The following is an 18,514-nucleotide window of genomic DNA, read 5'->3' as shown; positions in this document are numbered from 1 at the left end:
ACCACCACCGACACCACTCTGCGATTGGCGGCGTACCCTTCGACCGACTCAACAACGTCCCTGGACATCACACCTAGAGCGGGTCATAGGTTTGACCAGGTTTCGCGCGCGAGGATGACTGCGTGCACGCGGTCTCGGAGATGTTGCTTGGCGAAGATCGAGTTGATGTGTGATTTGACGGTGCTTTCTGCGAGGTGCAGTTTGGCGCTGATCTCTTCGTTCGTGTGCCCTCGCCCGATTTCGATGAGTACGTCGGTCTCTCGCGGGGTGAGGTCTGCGAGAGCGATCGCGTGTTCCCTGTCGGGTGGTGTGTTGTCGTCCGCGCGTTGGCTGGTGACGTAGTGGTCGATGAGCTTCGCGGTGAGGCGTGGGTCTACGACTGCGGCTCCTGTCGCGACGGTTCGCACGGCGTCGATCAAGGCTTCGGGTCTTGTGGATTTCAGGAGGAAGGCGCTGGCCCCTGCCCGGAGGCTTCCGAACGCGTACTCGTCGAGGTCGAACGTGGTGAGGACGATGGTCTTGGTGTGCGGGATACGCTCAGTGATGATCTTCGTGGCTTCGATGCCGCCCATTCCTGGCATGCGGATGTCCATGATGACGATGTCAGGTTGTCGTTCGATCAGGATCGGGATGGCTTCTTCGCCGGTTGCTGCTTCCGCGATGACTGTGATGTCGTCGGCGGAGTCCAGGATGAGCTCAATGCCGGTGCGTTCGAGTTCTTGGTCGTCTACGACCGCAACCGTCAGTGGCTTCCGCGCTTCTGCTTGAGTGTTACTCATCGGGGCCTCGACTTCGTCAGCGGCAGCACTGTACGGGTTTCCCAGCCGCCTCCGATTCGTGGACCTGCGTCGTGGGTGCCGCCGAGTGCCGTAGCGCGTTCGGCCATTGCGCTGAGCCCTGCCCCCGATCCCAGACTCTGAGCGGGAGGTCCGGGGTGGCCATCGTCGGTCACGGTGATGGTAACCGTGTCGCTGTATCCTGTGATGCGTACTGCGACTTCAGCCGGTCTATCGGCGTAGCGGAGCGCATTCGTCAGTGATTCTTGGACGATCCGATATGTCGCGTTCTTGAGAGTCAGGTCATCGGAGGGGAACCCGGTTTGTCTGAGTGTCACGGGGAGACCTGTGGCACGGAAGGTGTCTGCGAGCTCTTCCAGTGTGGGCAGGTTGTGTCCTGATCGGTGGAGGGCTTTGTCGAGATCACTGTCCCCGGAGCGGAGGACGTGAAGGATGGTCTGCATCTCTCCCAGCACGGTTTCGCCGACGTTCCCGAGTTGTTCGAGCGCGGCTGTTGCTCGTTCCGGGTGCTTCTGCCAGGCCGCGCGTGCGCCGCCCGCGAGGGCGATCATGACGGTGACGGAGTGGGCGACGACATCGTGCATTTCCGCAGTGATGCGGCTGCGTTCGTTCGCGGCTGCCGCTTCGATCCTTGTGTTGACCAGAGCAGCGAGGGTTTCCCGTTGCTGCCGCCTGGACCGTACGGCGATGCCAAGGAAGAGGGCGGCGAGGAGGACCGGTTGCACCAGGGTTGGTGAGAGCTCTCCGATCCCGATCCACTGCCGGATTGCGGCTGCGACGAAAGGTATGCCGATGCTGAGCCCCAAACCGATCAGCGCGTGTGTCAGCGGTCGCAGGGAGGCGACGGTGTAGACGACGATGAACGTTTCGATCAGTAGTGGGCTGAACCCTGGTTGCACGAGAGGGCTCATGCTGGCGCACGCGACGACGACCGAGAGAACGAGGAGCGGGTGGGTTCGTCGCCACCACAGTGCGATCCCGATGGCGGCGGTGAGCGCGAACCCCGCCCAGGCGTAGGGAGGCTGGATCAGCACCAACCCGATACACGCAGGTGCGGTACACGCGAGGATCACGAGGATGTCGATTATGCGCGGATGACGGCGCACCCATTCCAGAGGCGCCCACAGAGACGGGGCAAACGCATCCGCCTCGAAGGGCGCCGCCTCCCGCCCCTCTGTACTCCGCACGGTCATCCTTTCCTGTGCCTCATTTTAGCTTTGTCGCCTCGGGGACTCCCTGGCTACGCGTCTCGCAGCTTGAGGGTGAGCCCAGCAATAATGAGTACCCCGATCGCCCAGATGCTTATCACTCCATACCCCTGCCAGCCGGTGAGACCAGCCCCAGATTCGATGGTGCTGATCAGCAGGCGGCCCGCAACGCTGGGGAAAAACTCGACGGCATTCCTGATGGGGTCAACCGGGATCGAGCGGATGATCTCGGGCAGGATGCTCAGGAACAACACGGGAACGATGATCGCGACGATGACATTTCGGACAAGGAACGCGAAGCCCGTAACGAACACGGCGACGCCCGCGAGGTAAAACCCCGACTTGGCCGCGAGGATCAGTGCGGTCTCCCAAGTGAAGTCATAGCTCACATCTGAGTTCGCGAGAATCGCTACCGGGGCGACCTGTGCCAACAACGCCGCAACGAACCCTGACGTGAATCCGAGAACGGCTACCGCGAGTGCTTTTGTAGTGAGCACGGTGAGACGGCGTGGTACGGCGAGGAACGTTTGCTTGATTTGGCCGGAGCTGTACTCGCTGGTGACGAAGAGCGCGACGATCACAGCGAAGAGCATCTGTACCCACAGGATGCTATCGATGAACATGATCGTTGCGACCTCGGTCAGAGAGGTCCCTGGTGCGCGGTTGTCGCTGGGTGAGGCAAAAGACAGCGCCAGCATCGAGGCGGATGCGGGAACGAACAGCGTCATGATGACGATCAGGATGCGGTTCGAGGTCAAGGTGAAGAACTTGACGAACTCCGCCGTCAGTGAGCGAGGGAACGTCGCGCGGTTGCGCAGCAGGTTCGTTGATAGAGACGGGGTGATAGTGGTCATGAAGTCGTTTCTCCGGTATCGATGGCGGGTGGAGTTTTAGGCGTCGCGACGCTGCAGGAGAGCTGTTCCAGTTCCCCAGAGGGCTGCCGCCCAGACGGCGAGCACTCCGAGGCCGCCCCAGGGAGAGAGGACGCTTGTTCCGGTTTCAGGGGCAAAGATCATCTGTCCGGCGATGCTGGGGAGGAACGTGATGATGTCGCGAATAATCTCCAGCGGCACTGCCGCAAGCAGCAACGGGGCAACCGTGAGCAGCACGAGCACCGTCACGAGCGTTCCCACCGGGTGACGAATAAGGAACGCGAGGCCGATGGCCAGCACGCAGACGCCTGCGAGATAGAGTCCTGAGCCGACGACGAGTTGAGCGACGAATCCGGCTGCCAGGTGCGTGTTGATGGTGTTCTGCTGGCCGACGAGCCAGCTCGCGAATAGTGCGATGCCAGAGGTCGCCGAGCCGAGTAGCAATCCGATCAACGCGAAGACAAGCGCTTTTGCCGTCGCTACAGAAGCTCGCACGGGTACAGCGATGAGTGTCGTGCGGATCGCACCCGATGTGTACTCACCCGTCACCGAGAGAGCCGAAACAACGGCGAGAAGTACCCCACCCCATACGACCCCCTCGTGGAGCTGGCTCGCAAGCAGCACAGGGTCCTCGATGTCGCCTTGCACGATCGTGGTTGTGAGGCGAAGTGCTGCGACGGCAAGTATGAGAAGCATCGCCGCGAGCACGGTGAGCCACTGCGACGGCAACGTGGCGAACTTCACCCACTCAGACTTCATGACGCCAAGGAACCGGACCTCACCCGACTGTGCCCCCGTTCTTGAAGAGGGCTTCGTGGCGGCGATGAGGCTCATCGCCGTTCCCGAGAGTCTGATGCGTCGGTGGGAATCGCGGATGAGTGCTCAGACTGGTACTGCACAGATTCGCGGGTGAGATCGCGGTAGGCATCCTCCAGGCTGCGTTGGATCGGGGTGACCTCGAAGAGCACCAGTCCTGCCCCGGCCGCGGTTGTTGCGATCTGCTCCGCAGTCAAGCCCTCAACGTCGAGATAACCGGAGCCGTCGTATCTTGTGGTCACGTTCGGTGCAGCGAGAACCTGGGCAAGCCGCCCTGCATCTGGCGTCTTTACGCGTACGAGATCGCCAGCTTGGACAAACTCACTGACCGGCGCGTCTGCGAGGATCTCACCTTTGCCAATGACGACGATATGGTCGGCAATCAATGACATCTCTCCCAGAAGGTGCGAGGACAGAAACACCGTGCGTCCTTCGTCTGCGAGTTCGCGAAGCAGGTTCCTGATCCAGGTCACACCGTCGGGGTCGAGCCCGTTGACGGGCTCATCGAGGATGAGGGTGTGCGGGTCGCCGAGGAGTGCAACTGCCAGTCCGAGGCGCTGCCCCATGCCGAGAGAGAAGCCGCCGAGCCGCTTGTTTGCCACGCTGGTCAGACCTGCGAGGTCCAGCACCTCATCGACGCGCCGACGGGAGATGCCGCATGTCGCTGCGACTGTCCGCAAGTGATTTCGCGCAGTGCGAGACTTGTGCGCCGATTTCGCATCCAGAAGCGCACCCACCTCCCGCAGCGGGGCACGCAGCCGGGCGTAGGTTCTGCCCCCGATGGTCGCCGACCCGGAGGTGGGGTGATCCAACCCGACAATGGCGCGCATCGTCGTGGACTTTCCAGCACCATTGGGTCCGAGAAAGCCCGTGACCTGCCCCGGCTGGACCTGGAATGAAGCGTCTTTCACGGCGTATGTGGAGCCGTATCTCTTCGTGAGGCGGCTGACTTCGATTGACACTGCGGGGTTCCTCTTCCTGTCGAGCAAGACCGTATGCACCTCGTGGTGGCGGTGTCTTCACGCTACGAATCGGCACCACCCCAGGGGCACCACCCAGGGGTGGAACTCTCGCTCATCGTGACGTTCTGAACTTCCACCCGTGGGTGGTGCCTCGAACCGTTCAAGGTTCGTAGCGTCGGAGGTATGTCGCGATGGCGGCATCTCGAAGTGTGTGCAGGCAGGAGCAGTCCATGACGGAGCGGAAGCAGACTCGCCTTCTTCATGCCAGGAATGTTGAGGTTCGCTATGGCGACACAGTTGCTCTGCGCGATGCGACGATCGATATTTTCGCGGGCGAGTCCGTGGCGATCATGGGGCCAAGCGGATCAGGCAAGAGCACCCTTCTGCATGTCCTCGCAGGGATCATCCAGCCCCAGTCAGGATGCGTCACCCTCGCGGACGAGCACGCCGGTGCGGATGTAGATATCACCGGCCTCTCCGACGACGACCGCTCGTCTCTCAGGCTCCGCCGGTTCGGATTCGTCTTTCAGCAGGGCCTCCTGACTCCTGAGCTCACCGCAGCGGAGAACGTCGCGCTCCCGCTTCTGCTCACCGGCCGGTCCCGTCAAAAGGCCTTCACACGCGCGCATGAAGAACTCGTTGCTCTGGGACTCGCAGGACTCGAGAACCGTCGCATCGGGCAGCTCTCTGGCGGACAGGCGCAACGTGTTGCTGTCGCCCGCGCACTCATCCATCGCCCTCAGATCGTGTTCGCTGACGAACCCACCGGAGCGCTCGATTCCCAGACCGCTGACGAGGTCTTGACCCTCCTCATCAACGAGAGAAGGGCACACGACTACGCGGTGGTCATCGTGACCCATGACGAACGGGTCGCTGCACGGTGCACCCGAGTCATTCGGGTCTTCGACGGGCGCATCGACAGCGGGGCAGGTCAATGACTGCGCTATGGATGCTCCTACGCCCACGCCGACACTCGGGTGCCATGGCTTGGCTCCAGATCGTCGCATCGGCAGTAGCGACGATCCTGTCGTTCGCTGCCGTCACGTTCGCGGTGCGTCTTTGGACGGTGCCAGACGAATCCGGGGCATACCGCGTGTTTGCGGTCGCCCTGTCAGGTCTGCTCCTCGTGCCGCTGCTCACGCTCGGCGGCGCTGCCACCCGACTCACTGTTCGTAGCCGTGACGAGAGACTTGCGGCACTTCGGCTCCTGGGCGCGTCAACACGCACCGTTCAGGTCGTGTCCGTCATGGAGGCCACGACGCTACAGCTTGTCGGCGTCGTCATCGGTTCCGCGCTCGCGATACCGGTGCCCCTCGCGGTCGCTCATATACCGCTCGCGAACGATACTTCGGCTGTCGAGGTGGCGTGGCTTCCTGCGTGGGTAGCCGTCGTGCTCCTATTGATCCTGGTCTCCCTGGCACCCATCAGCGCGATGATAGGCCTTCGTCAAGTGGTGATCAGCCCGCTCGGAGTGGCGAACCGTGCCAATGCTCCTCGAATGAGTTGGGTACGACTCGCGATAGGTGCTGCCGCGCTGGTGACCGGCATACTTCTCACACAGCTCGCTTCACCGAACTGGGGCATCACAGGAATCGTCATCGGACTCACTATCGCCGTGCTCATCATCATGGGCGTGCTCGGAATCGTGGGGCCGTTTGCGATCACCCTTACCGCACGTCGTCGCGCCAAGACCACTTCCGATGCGGCACGGTTGGTCGCCGCGCGTCGCAATCTGGAAGACCCAAAAGCAGCGTGGCGAGGGGTGTCGGCGATCGCGTTGACCAGCTTCATCCTGCTCCCCAGCGGCGCAATGCTCGGCTTCCTCAACGCCGTCGAACGCAGTGATTCCGTACTCACCCAAGATCAGGTCATGCTGTTCGCAGACGCACGAACCGTGCTGTTCATTCTCGTTGCCATCTCGTACGTTCTCACTGCTTGTCAGATCGGCATCACCCAAACCGCAGCGATCATCGAGAACAGGGACCTCTACATCGCGCTCGACCGAATCGGCATGCCACAACGCGAAATGCACCGCGCCCGCACACACCAAGCGGTGGGCCCCGCCATAATCGCTATCGTTGGTTCCGCTGCTGCCGCCGCCGCGCTCGCCTTTCCGCTCCTCCTGGTTGCCACGACCAACTCGCCCCTCTTCGTCGCCGCGACGCTTATCCTCCTCGCGTGCGGAGTACTACTCGTGCGGATCGGCGTGATCACGGCCAGCGGCACACTCCGACGTGTGCTGAACGCTCCCTCTCGCGGAGAGTGATTCTCCGCGACGGCCAGGAATCCTCTCTGCATAGCAGCAGCACTCCTGCGATGAAGACGTAAAGCTTCCGGAGTTCGCTCGCCGCCATCGCAGCCCACCTCCCAGACCTTGCGACCTGACTTCCTCCTAACTCCGTACTCTTCCTCTTCCACACGCCCCTATCGCCTGTGACATCAAGCTTCCTTCAAGAATGGACGTATGCTACGATGACAGCAGTCATCTTAGATAGGAGCCGGGATGCATGGCGGCGTGGTTCTGTTCCGGGGCACCGGAGCCGATGCCATGCGCTATGTCGAGTCCGACCGCTCCCGAGCAGATGACTACTACCTCGGCGACGCCACCGGCATCTCCTACAGCGTCCTCAACGCATCCGGCGAGGCGAACAGCCGACCGCTCAGTGCTGAGGACTATGCGGACTGGGTGGACTGGATCAACCCCGACACCGAAGAACGAATGGGCAGGCCGCGGCTTGCGGGATCGGATCGTCAAGGCTCGCCTCGGTTCGCGGAGATGGTCATCAATGCCCCGAAGTCACTCTCCGTCGCCGCCGCCCTCCACCCCGAAGTGTCCGAAGCCCTGGACGCGGCGCAGCAGGGCGCGCTGTCGGAGATTCAGCGATGGCTCTCTCAGCACTCGGTGACGCGCGTCGGCCCGCGCGGGAAGCAGGAAGTCGTGCCAATCGAGCACATGCATGTCGTCGGGATCACACACCACACTTCCCGCGCAGGCGACCCGCACCGCCACATCCATATGCAGGTCGGCACCAGGGTTTGGGCGGCAGGTGCGTGGCGGGCGCTGGATACGGCTGCGATGTTCAAGCAGCAGGGCGCGATCCGGGCGCTCGGGTCTGCCGTGATCGCCGCCAGCCCCGAGCTTGCGTCGGTACTGGATCGACACGGCCTCACCCTTGACCCGGTGACCGGTGAGGTGACCGAGCTGGCACCGTTCAACGCACTGATGAGCAAGCGCGGCGCACAGGTGCGGAAGAACCTGGAACGGCTCGAAGCCGAATGGGAGGCAGCCCATCCGGGCGAGACAATAGGGCCAGTTGTGTCCTCCCGGCTGACGGCGAAGGCGTGGGCGTTCGAGCGCCCCGCGAAGAAACCGACAACGACCCGAGAAGAAGCCGAATGGCTGACCGAGCTCCGAGAGGCCGGCTACGACCCCGAAACCCTCACCCGCAAGCCCGTCAGCGCGCCGGCGCGCTCCGACGAACTCTCGGTACAGGAGATTGCGTCGCGCGCGCTGGATCGGTGCGCCGCCGGATCGTCGGCGTGGACGCGCCACGACGTGCAGGAGCACGCCACCCGCATCATCACCGAACACGGGGTGCGCGCTACCCGCGAAGAGTTGCGGGAGCTGATCGCAATCTCAACAGCGCTCGCACTCGAGGACTGCTTCTCGATCCTGCCGACTAGCGCGCCCGCGCCGGAGCATGTGGCGCATCTCACATCGTGGCGCGTGGTGCAGGTCGAAACCGAACTGCGCGACCTGCTCACCGCCCGCACCCCGAAGAACGAGCAGCGCTATCGTGACGTGTCGCATGGCGCGGCGCGGCGCGGGCAGCTTCTCGACGCGGGCCAACTCGACGCCGCCGCTGCGGTCGCATCCACCGATCCGCTGGTGATCGTGGAAGGTGCTGCGGGCTCGGGGAAGACGACGATGCTTGCCACGGCGATCGCCGCCGCGAACGATCACGGCAGGCGTGTGCGCGTCGTCGCGCCGACCAAGCGCGCCGCCCACGTTGCACACCAGGAACTCGGCGTGCCCGCTACATCGGTTGCCGCTCTCGTGCACGCGCATGGCTATCGGTGGAACGAGGACGGCGTATGGACGCGACTCACACCGGGCGCGACAGACCCGGCCACGGGTGCGACGTTCACCGGCCCACCGCCCGGTGCCGTGTTGCGGCGCGGGGATCGAATCGTGGTCGACGAAGCCGGGATGCTCGACCAAGACACCGCCCTCGCACTGTTCACCGTTGCAGCAGAAACGGGTGCAACAGTCGCGCTCGTGGGCGACCGCGCGCAACTTGCTGCTGTCGGGCGCGGCGGTTTCCTCGACATGGCGGCGCAGATTCGCGGTCGCACCTTCGACATGACCGAGGTACACCGCTTCACCGACCCCGACTACGCCAACCTCACTGTGCGAATGCGCGACCGCCGTGAGCCTGGTGACGTGTTCGACCAACTCGACCAACTCGGCCTCATCCGCCTGCACGCACACGGCGACGAGCTACACGAGCACATCGCGCAGAACGTCCGCGACGGGGAGACAGTCACGGTCGCATCCAATGAGGACGCCGCGCGATTGAATGAGCGCGTCCGGGAGGAGCGGATCGCTCGCGGCATGGTCGATGACGCCGCCACGACGACGGGCAGCGATGGGCTGAGTATCGGTGCGGGTGATCTGATCCAGACTCGTCGCAACGACACTGCGCTGGGTGTGGCGAACCGACAGCAGTGGATCGTGCAGCACGTCGAACCGGACGGTTCAGTCTGGGTGCGCGACGCGGACTATGAGCGCAAGCGGGAGCACACGCGGCACCTTCCCGCCGAATACATCCGTGAGCATGCGCACCTGTCCTATGCGGCGACCGCCTACGGCGTGCAGGGCGTCACCGCGCCTGCTTCGCACACGATCCTCAGCGACGGCATCAACGGTGCGGCGGTGTATGTCGGCATGACGAGAGGCAGGAGCGAGAACGCCCTGCACGTCATCGCGGAGAGCCGTGCCGAGGCGCGGGCGCAGTTCATCGACGCGATGGAACGCGATAACGCCGACCGAGGCCTCACAGATGCGACAGAGCACGCAGCGGAGGCCGTGCGAGGTCTCGTTGACGACGGCCCGGTGAAGCTCGTGAACACCCGCATCGCACAGCTTATTCAGGATGCGGAGAAGGCCGAGCGATGCGCCGCATGGTGGGAGCGCGTCGGTGCGCGCCTCGACCAGCAGCACGAGCACCAGCAGGCGGAAAAGGACGAGCAAACGGCCGTAATCCAGTCCATGACAGAGGCGGCAGAAAGGGTGCGCGCCGAGGCGCAGGAATCGCTCACGGTGGTCGCCATGCAGCAAGGCACCGAGCATCTGACGGCGCTCGACCAAGAGTCAGCCGCACAGACAAAGCTCAACGCCGCTGGAAGGTTCGCGAGACGCGCCGCACGCAAGCACCATCAGACCGCGACCGCACTCGCGGGCAAGAGTCGCGGCCGCGTTGCAGACCGTTGGGGCACAACGCCCCGCGACGCCGATACGCTCACCGGCTGGGCCTCGCGCGCCGCCGAACGGCTCGCCGCCCGTGACCCGCGCGTGGTCGAGGCTGAACAGCGTGCTGACGCCGCCCGCACTGCCGGGGAGGAGATGGAGAAGCGACACCGCAGCGAACGCCGCGCGCTCCACGCCGATATCTTCGGAGCCGAACCAGTACGGCGCGACCCGCTGCGCTACGAGTTCACCCACCCCGACCGAGAAGCCGCCAGCGCAGGCCGCACCGCCGCAGCAGCACGGCGGGAAGCAGCCACTTTGCGAGGCATGTCCGTGCAGGACGCCGCTGCCCGGATCACGGCCCAGCGCGACGCTGCAGAACGGGCACGGCTCGACCGAGAGGCCCGCGCGCGCAAGCTCCACCCTTCCCACGATCCGTTTGGACGTCGCTCCGGTCACAGTGCTCCGCACCGCGACGCGCCAAGCCTGTAACGAGATTCGCCCCGAATGTCAGGCCTCAGCGGTAGACTTTGGGCATGACGCCGAAGCTCGCAGACTACATCGCAGAGGGTCGAACCCTCTCTGCCGATGAGCGCGAGATTGCCGCGCTCGCGCTCCAGCAGATCACTGACGCGGAGCAGGCAGAAGTCGATGCCGCGTGGGATGAAGAGATCGACCTTCGAGTGGATGAGATTCTGACCGGCAAGGTCGAACTTGTCGATGGTGAAGAGACCCGACGCATGGCCCGAGCAATGCTGGCGGCCCGCCGCAAGTGAGCGCGCTGCCCTGGCGCGAGCATCCGGCCGCTCGCGAAGAGTATCTGGACGCCCTCGCCTGGTACGACGACCAGGAGGCAGGACTCGGTGACCGTCTCGGTGATGACCTCGACAACGGCGTGGACTTCATCAGGGAGTGGCCGGATTCCGCGCCGCTCTACCGTGGCCGTCAGCGCGACTCTCGTCTTCGACGCAAGGGCACCGACGTGTTCCCCTACGGCATCATCTACTTCGTTCGAGACGACGAGGTCATCGTCGTTGCGTACGCGCACGAACGTCGCCGCCCTGGGTACTGGCGACAGCGACTCAAGGATCTCTGAGGGGCCCGCGCAGCGAGCTATCCCCGGCGACCGGGAGGCAGCAGCCCACGAGCGCGGGTGCGAACGAGCCAGCCCTGCGCCGTGGCGTGAGCAACATCATTGATCTTCGCCATAGTGACCGCCGGAGCTTCATCGCCTTGGGATGAGAGCTTGCCGTACTGGAGCGCGACGAGTTCGTAAAAGTCCGGCGTCTGCTTCGGGTTCCCGAGCGGTTTGAGCAGATCGCGCTCACTGATCTTCCGGCCAGACGGCAGCACAATCTTTCCGCCCGTGATCGTCACTGTCCGTTTCATGGCGAACAGCCGCTCGTTGATCGCTGCCTCGATCCGAGCCGTCGGCAACGCACGAAGGTCTTGACTGGAGATGGGATCACCCGGTCGCCACGGAAGGTACACGACGCCGGTGATCTTCACTTCCTCCGGCACGGCGAACTGCTGGCGCTGGAGTCGAATGAACACGCGAGTCGCGGTCGCCGCGTGCTCGATGTAGCGCCAACGGCCGTCGATCGTCTCGTTCTGCTCTGAGTCGAGCTGCGCCTGCCGGTCCTCGGCGGTCACGACCTGATCGTTGTAGCCGAGCGCTTCATCAAGGAACGCGCTCGCATCCTCGGCCCGCTCCCCCGGAAAGCGGTCGGGCAGATGCCACCCGTCGGGCAGGTCGTCCTGCACGAGCAGTCCGTCATAGGACTGGTCGCCGGGGCGATGACCGGAGGGTGTGGGCATGTCCCGATTCTAGCGAGCAACACGAGCAACTAAAACACTTGCTGTTATCGGCGTGTTGTGATCTAATCTAAGATACTCGCTGCCATCGCAGCTATCATCTGAGCTAGATTGGAGGACACGATGGGTCAGAGCACCGCACCCATTGACGAGCACCAGCGTGCCCCGCTGTTCTACTCCGAGGAAGAGACCGCCGCACTGCTCGGTATCCATCGCACGACGCTGCGCACTCTCGCTCTCGCGGGCACGTCTCCGGTGGAGCCGATTCGGCTCACCCAGCACAAGCGTGTCTACCGGCGCATCGACGTGCAGCGCCTCGCCGGGCTGGAGAAGTAGGCGACAAGATCATGGGAAGCGTTGAGGCGTACGAGACAACGAAAGGCCGTCGTTACCGTGCCCTCTATCGCCGACCCGACAAGAAGCAGACCCAGAAGCGCGGCTTCACGACGAAGAAAGCCGCTGAGCTGTTCCTGGCGACGACCGAGGTCAACATCGCCCAAGGCCGCTACCTCGATCCGTCACTAGCGAGGGTCACCGTGGCCGAATGGCTCCAGACCTGGCTCGCCGCCCGAGGCGACCTGCGGGCAACCACGCGCAGCCGGGTCGAGAACATCATAGACAAGCACATCACTCCCGAACTCGGCAGCATCCCGATCGGCAACCTCACCCGGCTCCGCGTGCAGGAATGGGCATCCGCACTGCCAGGCGCACCCGCGACCGTTCGGAAGATCGTCAATGTGCTCTCCGGAGCACTACGCTTCGCGGTCGAGGACGAGCGCCTGCCGTCGAACCCCGCAGCCCGACTCAAACTCCCCAAGCCGACGAAGACACGCAAGCGCTACCTCTCGCACGATCAGGTCGCGGCCCTCGCCCAGGCCATTGACGAAATGAAAGACGGCCGAGACTACGGCTACGGCCTCGTCGTACTCACCCTCGCGTATTGCGGCCTGCGCTGGGGCGAACTCTCCGGGCTGCGAATCCGAGACCTCGACCTCGATGCGAAGCACCCGCGCCTGACCGTCGAACAGACCGTCGTCGCCGACAAGGGCTATCAGCGCATCGAGCCGCCGAAGGACTACGAGCACCGAAGCATCCCCATCCCCGCGTTCCTCGTCCGCCTGCTCCGTGCACAGATCGCCGGACGCGACTCCGACGCTCCCGTGTTCTACGGCATCCGCACCGGCACCTGGCTCCGCAACCACGTCTACCGCGTCGGCTGGCTCGACCCCGCCGCAACCGCAATCGGCCTGGGTGGACTCACTCCCCACGAGCTGCGCCACACGGCAGCGTCGCTCGCCGTCAGCGCCGGGGCGAACGTCAAGGCCGTACAGCGGATGCTCGGGCATGCCTCGGCCGCTGTGACCCTCGACGTGTACGCCGACCTGTTCGATGACGACCTCGACGGTGTTGCCACGGCGCTCGACCAGGCGGCGATGCGATCGGATGTTGCCAATCTGTTGCCAAAAGCCGCGTAGCGCCTCATAGCGTCCGACAGCAGGAATGCGAAAACCCCCGGATGACCGGGGGTTTTCTGTGTTGTGACCCCAGCGGGATTCGAACCCGCGTTACCGCCGTGAGAGGGCGACGTACTAGGCCGCTATACGATGGGGCCGAGTGTCTCTCGCGGCCTTCCGGCTCGCTTGCGACTCATTTAGTATGCATGAGATGAGGACCGCTCTGCAAATCGGCCCCCTCATTCGTCGATCCCGGGCGTGTTCACCGCAGTGACCCCCGCCGGTCACCCGGACGTCGCGTGTGCGACGCCCCGCGCATTCGTCGCTCCCTCGTGATTTCACCTGAACACGCCGGCGGCCACTCGCGCCTGGCGACAGCAACGATCCCCCATTCGCCGATCCGGGCGCGTTCACTGGAGCAACTCTGACAGTCACCCACACTTGGCGTCAGCGACGAAAGAGAGTTGACTCGTGCCATGCGCATCACGAAGTACGAGCACGCCACGGTCACCCTCGAAAAGGACGGTGAATCGCTGATCATCGATCCGGGCAGCTTCCTCGCCAGCCTCACGGAGATCCCGCGCACCGCCGCGATCGTGCTCACGCATCAGCACGAGGATCACTGGAGCCCGCGAACGCTCGACCAGATCCTTGCGACCAACCCCGGCATCCCGATCTTCGGCCCCGCCGGCGTCGCCGCGGCGGCCGCGGGCTACGACATCACGGTCGTCGCACCCGGCGACACGGTGCAGGCGGGCCCCTTCGCGCTCCGCTTCTTCGGCGGGGTGCACGCCGAGATCCATCGTTCGATCCCGCTCATCGACAACGTGGGGGTGCTCGTCGACGATGCCTTCTACTACCCGGGCGATTCCTATGCGGCACCGGGCGTTCCGGTGAAGCTCCTGGCCGCGCCGCTCGGGGCTCCGTGGCTGAAGATCTCGGACGCGATCGACTTCGTCCTGGAGGTCGCGCCGAGCCAGGCGTTCGGGACCCACGACATGACGCTGTCCACCGTCGGCCGCGCCATGCACCGCGGACGCCTGGCCTGGGCGACCGAACAGGGCGGCGGCACCTTCCACGAGCTGGACCCGGGAGACACGATCACGATCTGATTCGCGTCACGCGCGCTGCGACCCCGTGCCACGGTGCGCCGATGCCGGCCCTCTTCACGGTGCGACGCTGACCGCCTGTTCCCACAGTTCCAGTCGGTCCCCCTCGATCGAGATCCGGATCTGGCGCAGATCATCCGACGGAGCGGGGTTCCAGACCAGCGCATCGCCGTCGCGCCAGATATCGAGCAGGCGCGGATAGCCGGGGCGCTCGCGCACGCCGGTGCACAGCGGCATCACGAACTCGCCGGAATCCACGAACCAGAGACAATCGAGCGAGGCGTGCTGCTGCGCGCTGGTGAGTCTCGCACCGATCACGCGAAGACCGTAGGCCTCCCCGTACGACATCCCATCCGTCATCGAGAACCCTTCGAACACGGTCGGCTGCGCATCGAGGATATCTTCGATCTCCGAGGTCGCGACCGGCGTGCCTTGAAGCGCCAGCGCCGGCCGTGGTTGCGTGGCAGCCCAGATGCCGGCGCCCACGCCGAGGACGGCAGCAGCGGCGACGGCACCGAGGGCCGCTACTCGCAGTCGCTGCCGGATCAGTGCCCCCGATGCGGAGCGTGACGACATGCGTGCCGCGCGAGGGGGCACCGTCTCCGCCTCTCCGCGGCTGCCCGAGGCCGGGCGATCCGCCGCGGGAGCCTCCCGAGTCCGCAGAGGGTCATGGCGGACCCCGCATCTCTCGAGCGTGCGCCGACGAAGGGCATCCCTCAGCGCCTCCGTCTCCTGGGGGTCCAAGGGTCCAGACCGGGGACCGAACGCGCGGCGCAGGAGTGCGCTGTCCGGCTCGAGATCACGAACGCCCGCAGCCGAGCGCACGGGGATCGGGGCGGGCCCACCCTCGCCACGCCCCGGACGCCTCGATGCGCCGCCGTCGCCTGGGCGCCACGCACCGTCGCCCTCGCGCCCCGCACCGTCGCCTGGGCGCCCCGCACCGTCACCTCGGCGCCCCGCACCGTCACCTCGGCGCCCCGCACCATCGCCTTCGCGCCCCGCACCATCCGCGGAGGCTGCCCCGGTCGCCTCCGGCGACGGCGCGCTCATGCCGGCGCCTCGGACAGCCAAACCTCAAGCCCGGAGTCCCGCTCGATGAATCGAACCGAATCCTGCACCGTCAGGCCGAACAGCGCGCTGCCGGTGCCCAGATCCCCCGCCACCTCCCACGTCGTGCCGAAGGCGCTCTCCGGCGCGCATGCGCCGAGGAGAGTCTCGGTGCGCAGGTCGGCGTCGGGGCCTCCGACATACAGACATCGCACCAATCCCGGACCGTCGAAGGCCATCGTACCGATGCCGATCTTCATACGATCCGCTGGATATTCGCGATAGTCGGTGACCTCTTCGTGGGCCACCCTGCCGGATGCCGCCTCGACCACGGGGATCAGCACCCGGTCGGGATGCGGCGCCGTGAGGGCGCCGAGGAAGAACCCGACGACGGTGAGCAGGGCCACCGCCAGCGCACCGAGTCCCGCCCAGAGCACCCGCTCTGTTCGCGACAGCGCCCGGGAGCCCCGACGCGTCACAGCGACCGCCTCTGCTCCCGGGCTATCGGGAAGAACCCCCGGGCCGGGATCGGTGGAAGGCAGGTCGCCCGCGGCCCGACCCCGCACATGCACCCGGGCCACCTCCCGCGTCGGCGACTGCAACACACGCAGCCGCTGCTGTGCATCCGCGGCGTCGGCGCCGGCCCCGGGGCCGTACACGGCGCGCTGGAGCCGGTGCAGCTCGGCGAGATCCGCCTCCTCCAGCCCACTCATGCCCCCACCGTAATACCGGCGGCCCTGATTCAGCCCGGAAGCCAGCGGTGCCGCTCCAGACCGCTCACACCCCGCCGAAGCGCCGTCACGTCACCCCGTCGCAGAGCACACCCAGCGTTACCGGCTCCCGCCCGGGACCGGCTCCAGACCGGGACCGGCTCCAGACCGGGAGCGAGTTCAGACCGGGAGCGAGTTCAGGCCGGGAGGCGGCGGTACGCGTCCAGCCAGGCGTCGGCGATGAGACGCGAGGCGCGCGGGAACGGGTGCACGCCGTCCGGTGCCCATGCGGCCGCATCCTCGCCCGCTGCCTCACTCAGGCGCTGCTGCAACGGCACCCACTGGGCGCCGAAGCGACCCGCCAGATCCGCTACCACGCGCTGCTTTCCCCTAAGCTCGGTCAGCCACCCCTGCTGCTCCGCCCGCACCGGAAGCAGGAACGGCTCGACCAGCAGCACCCGCACGCCGGCCGGGACGCGTTCGAGCAGGTGGCGCAGGCGGGCTTCGAACTCCTCGTCTGTGGTGGGGTCGTCGCTGTCGAATCGCCGCCAGACGTCGTTGATGCCGACGTAGATCGACAGCACGTCGGGCTGGGACGACATCACATCCGCCTCCCACCGACCGACCAGATCGATCGCCCGGTTGCCCGCGATGCCGGAGTTGCTGATCCGGGCATCCGCCAGCTCGGGAGCCTGCGCCAGGAGGGATACGTAGCCGTCCCCCAGCGAGGCGGGATCGGTGCGGTCGCGCCCGGCATCGGTGATCGAGTCGCCGGTGAAGTGAATGCGGAGCATGGGAGTCCTTTCGTGGGTTCAGGCTAGGGCACGGATCGGCTCCGTCCCCTCCGAGGGCGACGAAGATCCGATGTTTCCGACGCATGCTTGCGTCAGTTACCGATTATCGATTATCGTCGTGCTCATCTCCTCCCCCGGAGCTTTCGAAGACGAGAGGATCGACGATGATCAAGAAACGTTCCCTGGCGACGACGAGCATCGCCCTGCTCGCCGTGGCCGCACTGACCGGATGCAGCACGGGCGGCTCCGGTGAGGGCGGTGACGCGGGCGCCGGCGGCACCACCGAAGTGCGCGTGCTCGTGAACATCACCCCCAACCTCACCGAGGAATGGTGGAACACGCTGGTGAAGCCGTTCGAAGACGCGAACCCCGACATCGACGTCATCATCCAGAGCCCCGGCGCAGATGGCGTGCAAAAAGCCCTGCCCCGGCTCCTCGCCTCCGGTGACGCTCCCGATATCGTCCAGTCCCTGGCCCCGACACCGGAGCTCGCCCAGGAATTCGTGGATCTGTCCTCGTACGACTGGGCCGCGAATGGCCCACTGGCCGAGCAGTACGCGATCGATGGCAAGCAGTACATGGCGGGTGTCGGGATCCAGCTGCAGAGTCTGTGGTTCTACAACAAGACAGCTTTCGAGGAGGCGGGCATCACCGAGACGCCGAAGGACCTCGAGGAGTTCACCGCCGACCTCGCGAAGCTGAAGGACGCGGGGTGGACGCCGATCCAGACCGGCGGCGACTGGATGTCGCAGATGTCCTACCAGGCGCTGGCGCTGCCGTCGGTGGTGGCGCAGAACGACGACTGGTTCCAGAAGATGAGCTCCGGTGACCTCACCTTCAGCAAGACCGCCGGCGCGTACACCGAGATGTACGCCGACTGGGTGGCGAAGGGATACCTCAACTCCGACGCGCTGGGGATCAAGTATCCCGATGCGGAGCAAAGCTTCCTCGCGGGCAAGAGCGCGCTCTACCCGATGGGCAGCTGGTTCGCCGCAGCCGAGGCGAACGCGGACAACCCGCCCAGCATCGGGGTCTTCGCGGGGCCGGCCGACGCCTCGGTGAAGAACCCGGCGATGGGAGCGAACATCGCCAGCCCGTACTCGATCCTGAAGTCCAGCGACCACCAGGAGGCCGCGCTCAAGGTCGTGGAGTACCTCGCGACCGACAAGGCGGCGGTGGTCGACCAGCTCCAGGTCGACGGCAACTACCGCGACGGCTACGAGTACGAGATGAACGACCTGGCCACGGAACTGCTGCAGATCGTGTCCGACACTCCCGCATCCAGCTACACACCCACCGGAAACGGCTACGGCGAGCGCACCATGCCCGCCGGCTACGCCGACGAGCTGAACACGCAGGTCCAGGCGCTGCTCGGAGGCACTCCCGCCGCCGACGTCAACAGTGCGCTGGACTCCTGGTTCGCCGCCAACGCGCAATGACCCTCGGGGCGCCCGGCGTTC

The 18,514-nt window shown here is 65.4% G+C and carries 18 protein-coding genes and 1 tRNA gene; 9 read left to right on the top strand and 10 right to left on the bottom strand.

The window, feature by feature from the left end; genetic code table 11:
* Window positions 1-83: 83 nt before the first annotated feature.
* From ACIQJ5_RS06360 to ACIQJ5_RS06340, 5 genes are all read right to left on the bottom strand, one after another.
* On the bottom strand, window positions 84-779 hold the full coding sequence (locus tag ACIQJ5_RS06360) for a response regulator (RefSeq protein WP_402841992.1): 696 nt from the start codon (window positions 777-779) through the stop codon (window positions 84-86).
* Complete coding sequence (locus tag ACIQJ5_RS06355; RefSeq protein WP_402841990.1) at window positions 776-1,984, bottom strand: sensor histidine kinase; 1,209 nt, start codon at window positions 1,982-1,984, stop codon at window positions 776-778. The genes ACIQJ5_RS06360 and ACIQJ5_RS06355 overlap by 4 nt, the downstream gene beginning before the upstream one ends.
* Before the next feature lie 53 nt (window positions 1,985-2,037).
* Window positions 2,038-2,859, bottom strand: a complete 822-nt coding sequence (locus tag ACIQJ5_RS06350) for a hypothetical protein (protein ID WP_402841987.1) — start codon at window positions 2,857-2,859, stop codon at window positions 2,038-2,040.
* Window positions 2,860-2,895: 36 nt separating this feature from the next.
* Window positions 2,896-3,636, bottom strand: coding sequence for a hypothetical protein (locus ACIQJ5_RS06345; RefSeq protein ID WP_402841984.1), 741 nt, complete (start codon window positions 3,634-3,636; stop codon window positions 2,896-2,898).
* A gap of 71 nt (window positions 3,637-3,707) precedes the next feature.
* On the bottom strand, window positions 3,708-4,655 hold the full coding sequence (locus tag ACIQJ5_RS06340; RefSeq protein WP_402841981.1) for an ABC transporter ATP-binding protein: 948 nt from the start codon (window positions 4,653-4,655) through the stop codon (window positions 3,708-3,710).
* A gap of 230 nt (window positions 4,656-4,885) precedes the next feature.
* On the opposite strand from ACIQJ5_RS06340, the gene ACIQJ5_RS06335 reads away from it, so the two are divergent.
* The 5 genes from ACIQJ5_RS06335 (at window position 4,886) to ACIQJ5_RS06315 (ending at window position 11,221) form a co-directional block, all read left to right on the top strand.
* Window positions 4,886-5,593 carry an ABC transporter ATP-binding protein gene (locus tag ACIQJ5_RS06335; protein WP_402841977.1) on the top strand — a complete coding sequence of 236 codons (708 nt, stop codon included), beginning with the start codon at window positions 4,886-4,888 and terminating at the stop codon, window positions 5,591-5,593.
* A gap of 44 nt (window positions 5,594-5,637) precedes the next feature.
* Window positions 5,638-6,921 (top strand): permease, encoded by a 1,284-nt coding sequence (locus ACIQJ5_RS06330; protein WP_402841974.1) that lies wholly within the window; start codon window positions 5,638-5,640, stop codon window positions 6,919-6,921.
* A 237-nt stretch (window positions 6,922-7,158) separates the two neighbouring features.
* Window positions 7,159-10,617 (top strand): MobF family relaxase, encoded by a 3,459-nt coding sequence (gene mobF / locus ACIQJ5_RS06325; protein WP_402841971.1) that lies wholly within the window; start codon window positions 7,159-7,161, stop codon window positions 10,615-10,617.
* 44 nt (window positions 10,618-10,661) lie between these two features.
* Window positions 10,662-10,901 (top strand): addiction module protein, encoded by a 240-nt coding sequence (locus ACIQJ5_RS06320; RefSeq protein ID WP_402841969.1) that lies wholly within the window; start codon window positions 10,662-10,664, stop codon window positions 10,899-10,901.
* Window positions 10,898-11,221, top strand: a complete 324-nt coding sequence (locus ACIQJ5_RS06315) for a hypothetical protein (RefSeq protein ID WP_402841966.1) — start codon at window positions 10,898-10,900, stop codon at window positions 11,219-11,221. Before ACIQJ5_RS06320 ends, ACIQJ5_RS06315 begins: the two co-directional genes overlap by 4 nt.
* Before the next feature lie 17 nt (window positions 11,222-11,238).
* Here the strand turns inward: ACIQJ5_RS06315 and ACIQJ5_RS06310 are convergent, their stop codons facing one another.
* Complete coding sequence (locus ACIQJ5_RS06310) at window positions 11,239-11,943, bottom strand: hypothetical protein (protein ID WP_402841963.1); 705 nt, start codon at window positions 11,941-11,943, stop codon at window positions 11,239-11,241.
* A 120-nt stretch (window positions 11,944-12,063) separates the two neighbouring features.
* Here ACIQJ5_RS06310 and ACIQJ5_RS06305 point away from each other — a divergent pair, with 120 nt between their 5' ends.
* Entirely contained in the window at window positions 12,064-12,276 is a 213-nt protein-coding gene (locus ACIQJ5_RS06305) for a hypothetical protein (RefSeq protein ID WP_402841960.1), read from the top strand.
* A gap of 11 nt (window positions 12,277-12,287) precedes the next feature.
* Window positions 12,288-13,415, top strand: coding sequence for a tyrosine-type recombinase/integrase (locus ACIQJ5_RS06300; protein ID WP_402841957.1), 1,128 nt, complete (start codon window positions 12,288-12,290; stop codon window positions 13,413-13,415).
* Window positions 13,416-13,479: 64 nt separating this feature from the next.
* On the opposite strand, the gene ACIQJ5_RS06295 is transcribed toward ACIQJ5_RS06300, so the two are convergent.
* Window positions 13,480-13,552 (bottom strand) — tRNA-Glu (locus ACIQJ5_RS06295).
* Window positions 13,553-13,870: 318 nt separating this feature from the next.
* Between ACIQJ5_RS06295 and ACIQJ5_RS06290 the strand changes: the two genes are divergently transcribed.
* Entirely contained in the window at window positions 13,871-14,506 is a 636-nt protein-coding gene (locus tag ACIQJ5_RS06290; RefSeq protein WP_231089839.1) for an MBL fold metallo-hydrolase, read from the top strand.
* Between the two features lie 54 nt (window positions 14,507-14,560).
* Here ACIQJ5_RS06290 and ACIQJ5_RS06285 read toward each other — a convergent pair whose 3' ends face one another.
* The 3 genes from ACIQJ5_RS06285 to ACIQJ5_RS06275 form a co-directional block, all read right to left on the bottom strand.
* Window positions 14,561-14,989 (bottom strand): hypothetical protein, encoded by a 429-nt coding sequence (locus tag ACIQJ5_RS06285; RefSeq protein WP_402841954.1) that lies wholly within the window; start codon window positions 14,987-14,989, stop codon window positions 14,561-14,563.
* Between the two features lie 560 nt (window positions 14,990-15,549).
* Window positions 15,550-16,263 carry a hypothetical protein gene (locus ACIQJ5_RS06280; protein ID WP_402841951.1) on the bottom strand — a complete coding sequence of 238 codons (714 nt, stop codon included), beginning with the start codon at window positions 16,261-16,263 and terminating at the stop codon, window positions 15,550-15,552.
* A gap of 194 nt (window positions 16,264-16,457) precedes the next feature.
* Window positions 16,458-17,054 (bottom strand): GDSL-type esterase/lipase family protein, encoded by a 597-nt coding sequence (locus tag ACIQJ5_RS06275; RefSeq protein ID WP_402841948.1) that lies wholly within the window; start codon window positions 17,052-17,054, stop codon window positions 16,458-16,460.
* 164 nt (window positions 17,055-17,218) lie between these two features.
* Between ACIQJ5_RS06275 and ACIQJ5_RS06270 the strand changes: the two genes are divergently transcribed.
* Window positions 17,219-18,493: an ABC transporter substrate-binding protein gene (locus tag ACIQJ5_RS06270; RefSeq protein ID WP_402841945.1), complete on the top strand. Its 1,275-nt coding sequence runs from the start codon at window positions 17,219-17,221 to the stop codon at window positions 18,491-18,493.
* Window positions 18,494-18,514 lie beyond the last annotated feature (21 nt).

The sequence above is a fragment of the Microbacterium sp. GXS0129 genome (assembly GCF_044769785.1).
In the GTDB taxonomy this organism is placed as follows: Bacteria; Actinomycetota; Actinomycetes; order Actinomycetales; family Microbacteriaceae; genus Microbacterium; species Microbacterium nymphoidis.
The sequence above is the reverse complement of the archived record's forward strand: the minus strand, read 5'-3'. Positions and strand labels throughout refer to the sequence as shown.